This is a genomic window from Mesorhizobium sp. CA6 (assembly GCF_020165035.1).
Lineage (GTDB): Bacteria > Pseudomonadota > Alphaproteobacteria > Rhizobiales > Rhizobiaceae > Mesorhizobium.
Genome location: NZ_JAIUHI010000021.1, coordinates 71,902 through 84,932, shown reverse-complemented (window position 1 = coordinate 84,932; position 13,031 = coordinate 71,902). Strand labels below are relative to the sequence as shown.

10 protein-coding genes are annotated in these 13,031 nt (G+C 63.1%); 2 read left to right on the top strand and 8 right to left on the bottom strand.

Annotated features, from left to right (window positions below):
- Positions 1-146 precede the first annotated feature (146 nt).
- From LB526_RS25885 to LB526_RS25865, 5 genes are all read right to left on the bottom strand, one after another.
- Positions 147-518: a VOC family protein gene (locus tag LB526_RS25885; RefSeq protein WP_224532054.1), complete on the bottom strand. Its 372-nt coding sequence runs from the start codon at positions 516-518 to the stop codon at positions 147-149.
- A 54-nt stretch (positions 519-572) separates the two neighbouring features.
- On the bottom strand, positions 573-1,022 hold the full coding sequence (locus LB526_RS29865) for a DUF4145 domain-containing protein (protein WP_095765236.1): 450 nt from the start codon (positions 1,020-1,022) through the stop codon (positions 573-575).
- A gap of 109 nt (positions 1,023-1,131) precedes the next feature.
- Entirely contained in the window at positions 1,132-1,338 is a 207-nt protein-coding gene (locus LB526_RS25875; protein ID WP_140841094.1) for a type II toxin-antitoxin system HicB family antitoxin, read from the bottom strand.
- 4 nt (positions 1,339-1,342) lie between these two features.
- A complete protein-coding gene (locus LB526_RS25870) occupies positions 1,343-1,543 on the bottom strand; it encodes a type II toxin-antitoxin system HicA family toxin (protein WP_127863793.1) in 201 nt (66 codons plus the stop codon).
- 8 nt (positions 1,544-1,551) lie between these two features.
- Positions 1,552-5,328 carry a vitamin B12-dependent ribonucleotide reductase gene (locus LB526_RS25865; protein WP_224630256.1) on the bottom strand — a complete coding sequence of 1,259 codons (3,777 nt, stop codon included), beginning with the start codon at positions 5,326-5,328 and terminating at the stop codon, positions 1,552-1,554.
- A 711-nt stretch (positions 5,329-6,039) separates the two neighbouring features.
- Between LB526_RS25865 and gltX the strand changes: the two genes are divergently transcribed.
- Complete coding sequence (gene gltX / locus LB526_RS25860; protein ID WP_224630255.1) at positions 6,040-7,413, top strand: glutamate--tRNA ligase; 1,374 nt, start codon at positions 6,040-6,042, stop codon at positions 7,411-7,413.
- On the opposite strand, the gene LB526_RS25855 is transcribed toward gltX, so the two are convergent.
- From LB526_RS25855 to LB526_RS25845, 3 genes are all read right to left on the bottom strand, one after another.
- Positions 7,331-8,554, bottom strand: coding sequence for a DUF2865 domain-containing protein (locus LB526_RS25855; RefSeq protein WP_411968156.1), 1,224 nt, complete (start codon positions 8,552-8,554; stop codon positions 7,331-7,333). The two genes, gltX and LB526_RS25855, sit on opposite strands and share 83 nt — an antisense overlap.
- Before the next feature lie 200 nt (positions 8,555-8,754).
- The gene (locus LB526_RS25850) at positions 8,755-11,079 is read right to left on the bottom strand and encodes an NADP-dependent malic enzyme (RefSeq protein WP_224630254.1); all 2,325 of its coding nucleotides are present in this window, start codon (positions 11,077-11,079) and stop codon (positions 8,755-8,757) included.
- A 162-nt stretch (positions 11,080-11,241) separates the two neighbouring features.
- A complete protein-coding gene (locus LB526_RS25845) occupies positions 11,242-12,021 on the bottom strand; it encodes an SDR family oxidoreductase (RefSeq protein ID WP_224630253.1) in 780 nt (259 codons plus the stop codon).
- A gap of 121 nt (positions 12,022-12,142) precedes the next feature.
- Between LB526_RS25845 and LB526_RS25840 the strand changes: the two genes are divergently transcribed.
- The gene (locus tag LB526_RS25840) at positions 12,143-12,973 is read left to right on the top strand and encodes a UDP-2,3-diacylglucosamine diphosphatase (RefSeq protein WP_140841106.1); all 831 of its coding nucleotides are present in this window, start codon (positions 12,143-12,145) and stop codon (positions 12,971-12,973) included.
- Positions 12,974-13,031: the final 58 nt, after the last annotated feature.

Genomic DNA, 13,031 nt, shown 5'->3' with positions numbered 1-13,031 from the left:
CTGTCCGAAAGGACGACCAGGATTCATTCGGTCTCCTTCCCACTTCAACCATACACCAGAACCAACACACAGGATTCCAGGGTCTGCGCGCGTCGCTTCGCTCCTTGCTCCGCCCTGGAATGACGAAGTGGAGGGTTTGCCGCCACCTACCCCTCATTGATCATCGCTTCGATGTTATAGCCGTCGGGATCGAGCACGAAACAGGCGTAGTAGTGCTCAGCATAATCCGGACGCGGCCCGGGCGCGCCGTTGTCCGCCGCGCCAGCATCGAGCGCCGCGCGATGGAACGCATCGACCTCGGCCTTGCTCTTTGCCCGGAAGGCGACATGCAGATGGGTGAGCGGCGGCGTTTCGCCCGTGCTCTGGATCTCGAACAGGCTGCCATTGCCGACATCAAAGGCCCAGAACACGCCGTTTTTGCCGAAGGAGAGGCTGTAGCCCAACGGCGCAAAAGCCTTTTCGTAGAAGAGCTTGCTCTTGTCGAGGTTGCTGACTTCGATGGTGATGTGGTCGATCATGGTAGGGCGGAACACTCGGCGGTCATGGTGGCGGTCGGCCTGCGCCGCGGTTCGTCAGGGACGGTGCAGTCTCATCAATCTGCCTTGTAGCTCCATTGTGCGCGTCTCAAAGGCCTCAGGTTTTTCATAAAAAAAGTCGAATAATTCCTCGATCATTTCTAGACACCAATGAGCGTCTTCATATTCGACTTCGAAGGACCGAAGTCCGTTGCTCGTCATGAAAGGGTGTGCTGCAAGATTGCCAATGCACCTGATCATATCGGCATAGGCTGTATAAGTTCCCGCCATTCCCCCTGGGCGATCGGTTTTGGTAGCTGACCTAATCTGTTTGGCTAGACTTCTTTGGGTGTGACCAAGCGACAGCAATAGGTCTTCAAGGCAGCGTCTTGAAATGACAGCCGAGCCAGCTGGGCTGACAGGAAGAATCTTGCATGCGTCCTCATATGTGCGCCAAACGTCATGGGGGACATAGAGAAAATCTCTTGGGGTATATGAGTAATCCAAACTAAGATTGACCTTAAGGGTAAGCGAGCAAGGCCCCGATTTCCGAAAAGCTAATCTTGCCTGGCTTGTGGCATGTTATGCCTCTACCCTAATGCCGTGGCGCCAGACGCTACGCCTCTACATACTCCGCCAGGCTGACGCCTTTCGGCACATCCAGCCCGTCCGCACGTAAGCCTTCGATGTGGAAGCGGATCGCATCACGGATTTCGGTTTCCACTTCAGCTACCGTCGCTCCGGTGGCGATGCAGCCTGGCAGGTCGGGCACATATGCAGAAAAGTTCTTTCCGGCTTTTTCGATCACCACGGCGTAACGCATACCATCACTCCTTCAGGCCGGACTGCTTGAGGATGCTGTTCAACGTTCCTGGTGCAACCTCTTCAGACGGCTTGCCGGCCACGGTGACGCGGCCGGCTTTGGTCTTATGCTTATATTGGCGATGGCTGCCCTTGGTTGCAACCAAATACCAGCCGTCGGCCTCCAGCATGCGAATAACTTCGCGGACTGTAAGCCGAGGCGGCATCTAGCTTCTCAGCTGCATCCGCTCGTGCTTCCACACGTGTCGCACTTCTCGCAGGTGCCGTTCCGCACCATGGTGAAGTTGTGACACTCGGAGCATTCGTTGCCGGTGTAGCCCTGGAGAAGCGATTGCTGGCGCCTTGTCGCGGCGAGCTTTTTCGCTTCGGCCGCCTCGTTGGCGGCAGCGTCGGTGAATAACGCCTCGGCGCCGCCGGCGGCTTCGGCTTCTTCTTCCACCATATCCTCGGCCAGTTCCCTGGCGCGCTCCTCATAGTCGCGCTTGTAGGCGATAGCCTCGTCGCTTGCCGGCTTCAGCGCCAGCACGTTGGAGCCTGAGAAGGCCGTCGGCGCAGCGCGGGCAGGGGCGGTCGACGGCCCAGAGCCGCCGAAACCCTTCGGGTCTGAACCAGCAGCGGACACCAGCTTCACCGGCGAGGCGCCGCGATAGAGGCCCTTGGAGAAGGGCGTCGCCTTGCCTTCGGTGATGCCGCGGCCGAGCGCGGTCTTGTCGAAGTCCGACTGGTCGACATGGGCGAGATCGTGGCGGCCGAGATAGGAGACCGCGAGCTCACGGAACACATAGTCGAGGATCGACGTCGCGTTCTTGATCGCGTCGTTGCCCTGCACCATGCCGGCCGGCTCGAACTTGGTGAAGGTGAAGGCCTCGACATATTCGTCGAGCGGCACGCCATATTGCAGGCCGAGCGAGATGGCGATGGCGAAGTTGTTCATCATCGCGCGGAAGGCGGCGCCCTCCTTGTGCATGTCGATGAAGATCTCGCCCAGGCGACCGTCGTCGAACTCGCCGGTCCTGAGATACACCTTGTGGCCGCCGACGACGGCCTTCTGGGTGTAGCCCTTGCGGCGGTTCGGCAGTTTCTCGCGGTCGCGGTAGAGCCGCTCGATGACGCGCTCGACGATCTTTTCCGTCACCTGCACGGCGCGCTGCGCGGCGGGCGCCGCGATCAGCTGCTCGACCGCCTCGTCCTCGTCCTCGTCGTCATCGACGAGCAGCGAGGCATTGAGCGGCTGCGACAGTTTCGAGCCGTCGCGATAAAGCGCGTTGGCCTTCAGCGCCAGCTTCCACGACAGCATATAGGCGTTCTTGGCGTCCTCGACCGTCGCCTCGTTCGGCATGTTGATGGTCTTGGAGATGGCGCCCGAGATGAAGGGCTGCGCTGCCGCCATCATCAGGATGTGGCTGTTGATCGAGAGCGAGCGCTTGCCGATCTTGCCGCAGGGGCTGGCGCAATCGAACACGGGCAGATGCTCGGCCTTGAGGAAGGGCGCGCCTTCCAAGGTCATCGCACCGCAGACATGGATGTTGGCGGCGTCGATGTCCTTCTTCGAGAAGCCGAGAGCCGGCAGCATCTCGAAGGAGATGTCGCCGAGCTGCTCGTCGGTGAAGCCGAGCGTCTCCTTCACCCAGTCGGCGCCGAGCGTCCACTGGTTGAATACGAACTTGATGTCGAAGGCCGACTTCAGCGCTGCATTCAGCGCCGCGATCTTCTCATCGCTAAAACCCTTGGCCTTCAGCGAGGAGGGGTTGATGCCGGGCGCCTGGTTGAGGTTGCCGTGGCCGACCGCATAGGCCTCGATCTCGGCGATCTGGCTCTCGGAATAGCCCAGCGTGCGCAGCGCTTCCGGCACGGCGCGGTTGATGATCTTGAAATAGCCGCCGCCGGCGAGCTTCTTGAACTTCACCAGCGCGAAATCGGGCTCGATGCCGGTTGTGTCGCAATCCATGACGAGGCCGATCGTGCCGGTCGGCGCGATGACGGTTGCCTGCGCATTGCGGTAGCCATGCTCCTCGCCGAGCTCGATGGCGCGGTCCCATGCGGCGCGGGCATGCTCGGCCAGCGCCTGCTGCTTCAGGTCGGAGGCGACCAGCGGCACCGGGTTGACGGCGAGCTTCTCGTAGCCGTCCTTGTCGCCGTAAGCGGCGCGGCGATGATTGCGCATGACGCGCAGCATGTTTTGGGCGTTGCGGTCATAGTCCGGGAAGGCGCCGAGCTCGGCGGCCATTTCGGCCGAGGTCGAGTAGGCGACGCCGGTCATGATGGCAGTGAGCGCGGCGCAGATGGCGCGGCCCTCGTCGGAATCGTAGGGGATGCCTGAGGTCATCAGCAGGCCGCCGATATTGGCGTAGCCGAGGCCGAGCGTGCGGTATTCGTAAGAGAGCTTGGCGATCTCCTTGGACGGGAACTGCGCCATCATCACCGAGATTTCGAGCACGATGGTCCACAGCCGAACGGTGTGCTCGTAAGCGGCGATGTCGATCGTGCCGTCTTCGCGGCGGTAGGGCAAAAGGTTGATCGAGGCGAGGTTGCAGGCCGTATCGTCGAGGAACATGTATTCCGAGCACGGGTTGGAAGCCCGGATCGCACCGGCGGAGGCGCAGGTGTGCCAGTCGTTCATCGTCGTGTTGAAGTGCAGGCCCGGATCGGCGGAAGCCCAGGCGGCGTAGCCGATCTTTTCCCACAGGTCGCGCGCCTTCAGCGTCTTCAGCACCTTGCCGTCCTTGCGGGCGGTGAGCTGCCAGTCGCCATCGGCCTCGACGGCGCGCAGGAAATTGTCCTTCAGCGACACCGAATTGTTGGAGTTCTGGCCGGAGACGGTGAGATAGGCGTCCGAATCCCAGTCGGTGTCGTAGGTCTTGAACGACATCGAGGTGTAGCCCTGGCGGGCGAACTGGATGACGCGGTAGATATAGTTCTCCGGCACGGCGTCCTTCTTGGCCGCCTTGATCTCGCGCTTCAGCGCGGTGTTCAGCGCCGGGTCGAAGCAGTCGTCGCCATGGCCTTCGCAATTGACGCAGGCGTTCATGATGGCTTCGAGATGCTTCTTGACGATCTTGGAACCGGTCACCAGCGAGGCGACCTTCTGCTCCTCATTGACCTTCCAGTCGATGAAGTCCTCGATATCCGGGTGGTCGGCGTCGACGATGACCATTTTCGCCGCGCGGCGCGTCGTGCCGCCCGACTTGATGGCGCCCGCCGCGCGGTCGCCGATCTTGAGGAAGCTCATCAGGCCGGACGAGCGGCCGCCGCCGGAAAGTTTTTCGCCCTCACCGCGCAGCATCGAGAAGTTCGAGCCGGTGCCGGAGCCGTATTTGAACAGGCGCGCCTCGCGCACCCACAGGTCCATGATGCCGCCCTCGTTGACGAGGTCGTCCTGCACGCCCTGGATGAAGCAGGCATGCGGCTGCGGGTGCTCGTAGGAGGACTTCGACTTGGTCAGCTTGCCGGTGAAGGGGTCGACATAGAAGTGGCCCTGGCTCGGGCCGTCAATGCCATAGGCCCAGTGCAGGCCGGTGTTGAACCATTGCGGCGAGTTCGGCGCGACGCGTTGGGTGGCGAGCATATAGGCGAGCTCGTCGCGGAAGGCGCGCGCGTCATCCTCGGATTTGAAGTAGCCGCCCTTGTATCCCCAGTAGGTCCATGTGCCGGCGAGGCGATCGAAAACCTGGCGGGCGTCGGTTTCCGAACCATAGCGCTCGGCCTCGGGCAGCTTGGCGAGCTCGGCCTCGTCGGCAACCGAACGCCACAGAAAGGAGGGAACGTCATTCTCCTCAACCTTCTTCAGGCGCGCCGGCACGCCGGCCTTGCGGAAATACTTTTGGGCCAGGATGTCGGCTGCGACCTGGCTGAACTGCGCCGGCACATCGATATTGTCCAGGCGGAACACCACCGAGCCGTCGGGATTCTTGATCTCCGACAAAGCCTTGCGGAATTCGATCTCCGCATAGGCGGACTGATCTGGCTTGGTGAAGCGACGCTCGATGCGCATGGGTCCCGTTCCTTTGTGTCTATATATAGCGCCTTTCCCAAGGGATTGCTGCCCCACATGGCGAAAAGCGCAGTCCGCCGTTTGCCGGCATCGCGGGCGACGCCGACACTCTCCTCGTCGCGGGCGCCGCCATGCAGACAAGCAAACGCCTTTCCAGGCGCTTACCCAGGCTGCCGGCCGACCCGCGGGTCCCTCGAACTGAAACTTTTGTCGATTCCCTCCGTGGAGGGAGGTTCACACTATCTAGCGTCGAGCCTGCCTGCAAACACTAAATATAGTGTTAACAGATCATTTTTTCCAGGCCGACAATTCTCCCTTTCGCCCACCCAAGCCCTAACGATCCCAACGCTTCCGCCGGCCTCGTGAACAGGCGGAAATCCGGGCAAAACGCACAAAATCCGGGAAAAAAGACCGGCCTCAGAACTCTCCGGTCGCGCCCGCTACAGGAGCGCATGGCCTATAAAAAGCGACTCGTTCCGACCCGTCAAGGATTCGTTTGCGTAGCTTTTATGACCCCAACATCTTGTGTGTCACATATGTGGATAACGGGGACATAAGAAGCCCGGCTTTGCAGGCGCTTGACGCGGCGACCGGCCAGGCTGGAAGCCGTGTCGGGCCGATGGCTTTTCATTTTAGCTGGCTTGCACTATCTGTTGCGTTCGCGCGGGGGCGCGCCTTGTCAACACCAAAAGCATCCGCTACGCCCCGCTCATGACAGTTACCGTACGTTTTGCCCCATCGCCGACCGGCCGCATCCATATCGGCAATGCGCGCACCGCGCTGTTCAACTGGCTTTTCGCCATGAACAACAAAGGCCGTTTCATCCAGCGCTTTGACGACACCGACATTGCCCGCTCGACGCAGGAATATGCCGATTCCATCCTTTACGACCTGCATTGGCTGGGCATCTTCCCGGATGTCACCGAATACCAGTCGCGCCGCTTCGAGATCTATGACGCGGCGGTCGAGCGGCTGAAGGCGGCGCGGGTGCTTTATGCCTGCTACGAGACGCCGGAAGAGCTCGACCTGCGCCGCAAGGTGCGCCGCACGCGCGGCCTGCCGCCGGTCTATGGCCGCGAGGCGCTGACGCTGACGCCGGAGCAGGTGGCCGAGTACCAGTCGGATGGCCGCCGGCCGCATTGGCGTTTCCTGCTGCCCAACTACACCAACGACCCGCTGCAGCCGGAGCGCACCGAGGTGCGCTGGAACGACCTGGTGCGCGGCGAGGAGACGGTCGACCTCGCCTCGCTGTCGGATCCTGTCCTGGTGCGCGAGGATGGCACCTATCTCTACACGCTGCCCTCGGTGGTCGACGACATCGAGATGGGTGTCAGCCATGTCATCCGCGGCGACGACCATGTCACCAACACCGGCGTGCAGATCGCCATCTTCAAGGCGCTGGGCGCCGAGCCGCCGATCTTCGGCCACCACAATTTGCTCACCACAGTGTCGGGCGAGGGGTTGTCGAAGCGCACCGGCGCGCTGTCGATCGAAAGCCTGCGCGAGGACGGCATCGAGCCGATGGCCGTCGCTTCGCTGGCTGTGCTTGTCGGCACGTCGGAAAATGTCACCGCCGCGCATGATCTCAACGAGCTCGCCGGCCATTTTGACCCGGCGGCGACGTCCAAGTCCGCCTCCAAATTCGACCCGGACGAGCTCTTCGTGCTCAACCGCACGCTGATGCATCGCATGTCGTTCGAGGAAGCGCGCGACCGGCTGATAGTGCTGGGCATTTCCGGCGACAAGGCCGAGCCGTTCTGGATGGCGGTGCGCGGCAATCTCGACCGCCTGTCGGACGCGGTCGCTTGGTGGCGTATCCTGAGCGAGGGTCCGCAGGAGCCGGCGGAATTTTCCGGCGAAGACCGCGATTTCCTCAATCAGGCGTTCGACGTTCTCCCCGAGGAGCCGTGGAACGGCACGGTGTGGAAGGACTGGACCGGCAAGATCAAGGAAGCCACCGGGCGCAAGGGCAAGCCGTTGTTCATGCCGCTGAGGCTGGCCCTTACCGGGCGGACTTCGGGGCCGGAGCTTTCAGATCTATTGCCGCTGATGGGTCGGGAAGGAACGCTGGCCCGACGACCCTGACCTTGCGCTGATCGGGCGGCAGCGCCGAGACCGGCGACACCGGCACTTTGGTGGTCAGCCGCCTGATCGCATCAAGGTCGAGCCCGCCTTCGGCATTGGCGAGCGTTTCCGGATCGGCGCCCGGATCGGGCTTGGACGCCGGCATCGGTATGAAGCGCGCTGCCTCGCCGTTCGGCTGCGATTGTTCAGGATCAGGCGGGTTGCCGCCGATGATCGTGAAATTGCCGGCCTGCGCATTGCAGCCGCAGGTGGGCGGGCGCGAGTAATTGGCCTGTTTGTAGAGATAGGCGGTCGGCAGCTCGCTGTAGGGTTGACCTGTCGCCGACGAGGTCATCGAGCCAGAGTCGTCGTCCATTCCGCGCGAATAGAAGACCTGCATCTCGGTACCTGGGCAGCTCGACTCGCAATTCTTCTGGTCGCGCTCGAAGTCACCGATGGAAGCGGCATTCGACATCGGGAAGAAATAGCCGTCGCAGGTGCGCACGCACATCGTGTGGAACTCGCCGCCCAGCCGGGGCAGGTCCATGCCGTCCGGCTGGTTGATGACGCGGCGAATGTTGCGCACGCTCGGATCATCGGACGGCACGTCCGCCGAGTCCGGCATACCGGGGGCATCGGGCGTTTCGAGCTGCTGGTCGTGGCGGCCGAAAAGCTGCTCGAACAGATTGCCGCCGCCATTGTCGCGGGCCGCCTCCCGAAGCGGCGCGCGGCGCGGCGCGATCTCGTCGTCCCGGCAGCCATTGGCATCGAGCGCCGCCAGGATGCGGCTGCGGTCGCGCCGCGTGCCGCCGGCGGCCAGCCGCTCGCGCTTGGCCTGCAAAGTGTCGAGATTGGCGTTCATCCGCTCTATCGAGGCGTTGATCGCGGCGCATTGGCTGACATTGCGCGAAAACAGCGTGAAGCCGCAACCGGCTTCGCTTGCCCGGCCGCGGGCCTTGGCAAGCTGCTCGCTCTGCCGCTGGATGGCATCGTCATATTTGCGCACGATGCCTGGGCCTCCGCCACCACCGCGGGCGGTGGCGAGTTCAGCTTCGAGCTGCCTGCATATGCGAGAGGCGGCCTGGGTTTCAGCGCCGGCGACAGCTGAACCTGCAAGCGCTGCAAGCAGCGTCGCAAGATGCATCAGCTTCAGCCCCTTCATTCGCCTGGAATCCCGATTGCCCGTGCCGGAAGGCTACCGCGTTCGTGGTTAACTGTTCGCTATGCGTTTCACCGTTTCACGGAAACGGCGAAACGCCCTATTTCTTTGTTTTTACGCAATTCCAGACGGAAAACCGCTCACACTTTTCCTGGAATTGCTCTTGTCTGCAACCCGGCACAATTGCGCTTTGTCGCGCCACCTCAGTTCAAGTCGACGAGGGCCTGCGCCTTGTGCGCCGCCTCGACCACCGCAAGCGCGGTCATGTTGACGACGCCGCGCGAGGTTACGGACGGCGTCAATATATGCGCGGGCTTGTCGGTGCCGAGCAGAATCGGCCCGACATGCAGCGCGTCCATCATGGCGCGCAGCGCCGTCAGCGTGATGTTGGCCGAATCGAGGTTCGGGAAGACCAGCAGATTGGCTTCGCCTTTCAGCCGCGAATGCGGGTAGACGCGCTGGCGCAGATGTTCTGAAAGAGCGGAGTCGGCATGCATCTCGCCATCGCACTGGAGTTCCGGGGCGATGCGAGCCAGGATCGCCGCGGCCTGACGCATCTTCAGCGCGCCGGGTGAATCGCGTGAGCCGAAATCCGAATGCGACAGAAGCGCTGCTTTCGGCTCGATGCCGAAGCGCTGGATTTCCTCGGCCGCGAGCACAGTCATCTCGGCGATTTCTTCCGCTGTGGGATCGACCGAGACATGCGTGTCGGTGAGGAAGATGATGCCGCGCTGCGAGATCAGCATCGACAATGTCGACAGGTCGCGGTCCTTGATGCCGGCGCGAGGCCCGATGATCAGCGTGACGTTGCGCAGATGCCGCTCGAAGCGGCCTTCGAGCCCGCAAATCATGGCATCCGCGTCGCCGCGCTTCAGCGCAAGAGCGGCGATCACCGTATTGTTGGTACGCACCATGGTGCGGGCGGCTTCCGTCGTGATACCGCGGCGGCCGGCAAGCTCGATCAGGAGGTCGACATAGTGCCGGTAACGCGGATCGTCTTCCGGGTTTATCAGGCCGAAATCGACGCCCGGACGGATGCGCAGGCCGTAACGCTTCAGCCGGACCTCCACGACATGCGGACGGCCGATCAGGATCGGCTCGGCAATGCCTTCCTCCAGCACCACCTGTGCGGCGCGCAGCACGCGCTCGTCCTCGCCGTCGGCATAGATGACGCGCTTGGCGCTGGAAGCCTTGGCGGAGGAGAACACCGGCTTCATCACCAGGCCGGACCGGAAGACGAAGCGGTTGAGCTTGTCGATATAGGCTGCGAAGTCGGCGATCGGCCGCGTCGCGACGCCGGTTTCGCAGGCAGCCTTCGCTACTGCTGGCGCGATGCGCAGGATCAGGCGCGGATCGAAGGGCGAGGGGATCAGGAAATCGGGGCCGAACATCGGCGTCTCGCCGGAATAGGCGCGTGCCGCGACGTCGGAAGGCTCCTCGCGGGCAAGGGCGGCGATCGCCCGCACGGCGGCCATCTTCATTTCCTCGTTGATGGCGCTGGCGCCGCAATCTAGCGCGCCGCGGAAGATGTAAGGAAAGCACAGTACGTTGTTGACTTGATTGGGAAAATCCGAGCGGCCGGTGCAGATCATGGCGTCCGGTCGGGCGGCGCGCGCCACTTCCGGCATGATCTCGGGATTGGGATTGGCCAAAGCCAGGATCAGCGGTTTCGGCGCCATGTGCTGCAGCAACTCCGGCTTCAGCACGCCGGCGGCGGAAAGGCCGAGAAAGACGTCGGCGCCGGAGATGACGTCGGCCAGCGTGCGCGCCTCGGTATCCTTCACATAGGGATCTTTCCAGCGATCCATCTCTTCGACGCGACCCTTATGGGCGACGCCGAACCGGTCGGTGACCCAGATGTTTTCCACCCTGGCGCCGAGCGAGACCAAAAGGTTGAGGCAGGCGAGCGCCGCGGCACCCGCGCCAGACGTGACGATCTTGATGTCGGAAATCGCCTTGCCGGCCAATTCGAGCCCGTTGAGCACCGCGGCCGCAACGATGATCGCCGTGCCATGCTGGTCGTCGTGGAAGACCGGGATGCCCATGCGGGCCTTCAGCCGCTCCTCGACCTCGAAACATTCAGGCGCCTTGATGTCCTCGAGGTTGATGCCGCCGAAGGTCGGCTCGAGCGCCGCCACCGTCTCGACCATCCGCTCGATCTCGGGCGCGTCGATCTCGATGTCGAAGACGTCGATGCCGGCGAACTTCTTGAACAGCACCGCCTTGCCTTCCATGACCGGCTTGGAGGCGAGCGGACCGATATTGCCCAGCCCCAGCACGGCGGAGCCGTTGGAGACGACGCCGACGAGGTTGGCGCGGCCGGTGTAGTCGGCGGCGCTGGCTGGATCGTCGCGGATCTCGAGGCAGGGCGCCGCCACGCCCGGCGAATAGGCAAGCGCCAGGTCGCGCTGGTTGCCGAGCGGCTTCGTCGCCTGGATCTCGAGCTTTCCCGGCGTCGGGTGCTTGTGGAAGAAGAGGGCGGCCTCGTCGAGGTCCGACCGGGCCGTTTTCTTGTTCTCGCCGTCCATTGCGGCCCCTCCCTGCGATACTGGTTTGGAGCCTTTTAGCATGCGTCGACGATTTCGCGACGCCAAAATCTCGGACTCCGGCCTTCACAATGCCGGAGCGTAAATAATCAAACGATTCCAGCCGGTTGGCATGAAAATTTCGGGCGGATGAATAGCGGCTCGTCAGAACGCGCTGACGTAGAGGCCGCCGTCGACCGGGATGTTCTGGCCGGTGAGGTAGCCGGCATGGACCGAGCACAGGAAGGCGCAGATCTGGCCGAATTCCTCCGGCGTGCCGAGGCGTTTTGCCGGCACGTCGGCGCTTATGCGGGCCTTGCGCGCGGCCGCCGCGGCCGGGTCTTCCGGAGTGCCGGTCTCGTGCGGGCCGCGCAGCCGGTCGGTGTCGAGCTTGCCGGGCAGCAGGCTGTTGATGGTCACGTTGCGGTCGATGACCGTGCGCGCCACGCCGGCGAGGAACGAGGTCAGGCCGGCGCGCGCACCGGACGACAGATCGAGACCGGGGATCGGAACATAGACCGACAGCGAGGTGATGTTGACGATGCGGCCGAAGCCGCGCTTGGCCATGCCGTCGATCACCGCCTGGATGAGCTCTATCGGCGTGACCATGTTCTGCGTCACACCCTCGAGGATCTTGGTGCGGTCGAGCTCGCGAAAATCGCGCAGCGGCGGGCCGCCATTGTTGTTGACCAGAATGTCGGGATCGGGGCAGGCGGCGAGCATCGCTTTCTGCACCTCGGGCTTCGACACGTCGCCGGCAACTTCGATGACATCGACGCCGAACCGGTCGCGGATCTCCTTGGCGGTCTTGGCCACGAGTTCGGCGTTGCGGCCGTTGACGACGAGGTCGACGCCGGCCTCGGCAAGCGCCATGGCGCAGCCGCGACCCAGTCCCTTGCTCGAGGCGCAGACGATGGCCTTCTTGCCGCGAATGCCGAGATCCATGACGTTTTTCTCCTGATTGTGTCGCGCGCAAGCTAGCGCCTGGGCTGGACCAACCGCAACCGTCATACGGTTGTTGCATGAATCGGGGCATAGGCACGCGAAAGCAAAGGGTAAAATCGTGATGTCAGACCCAGAGCCCCGCACTTTTCGCGCCCTGTTCATTTCCGACGTGCATCTCGGCTCGAAAGCGGCCAAGGCCGATTTCCTGATCGACTTCCTGCGTCATCACGACGCCGAGATCATCTATCTGGTCGGCGACATCGTCGACGGCTGGCGGCTGCGGCGCAACTGGCACTGGCCGCAGAGCCACAACGACGTGGTGCAGAAGCTGCTGCGCAAGGCGCGCAAGGGCGCCTCGATCACCTATATCGCCGGCAATCACGACGAATTCGCCCGCCAGTTCCAGGGCGTGCATTTCGGCGGCATCGTCGTCGCCGACCGCGCCATCCACGAGACCGCCGACGGCCGGCGCCTGCTGGTCATCCATGGCGACCAGTTCGACACGGTGGTGCATAACCAGCGCTGGCTGGCTTATCTCGGCGACTATGCCTATGACGCGGCGATGCTGGTCAACCGTGTCGTGACCAAGCTGCGGCACCTGCTAGGCCTGCCTTACTGGTCGTTCTCGTCATGGGCCAAGGTCAAGGTGAAGAAGGCGGTGAACTTCATCGGCTCGTTCCAGACCGTGCTTTCGGAGGAGGCGCGGCGCTCGCATGTCGACGGCGTGATCTGCGGCCACATCCATCACGCCGCAATCGAGAGCTACGGCGACGTGCAGTACATCAACACCGGCGACTGGGTGGAAAGCTGCACGGCGGTGGTCGAGCATTTCGACGGCCGCATGGAAATCCTGACCTGGGCGCATGTGCTCCCTGAGGCGTCGGCCGGCAATGAAGCGCTGGTGCCGATCGATATCATCGACCTGAAGGGCAGGGCGGCTCAGGCGGCTTGAGCCCGGCCGCCTTTCCCCGGTTCAGCCTGCTGCCTTCGCGCTCGCGCAGCGCTCGCTC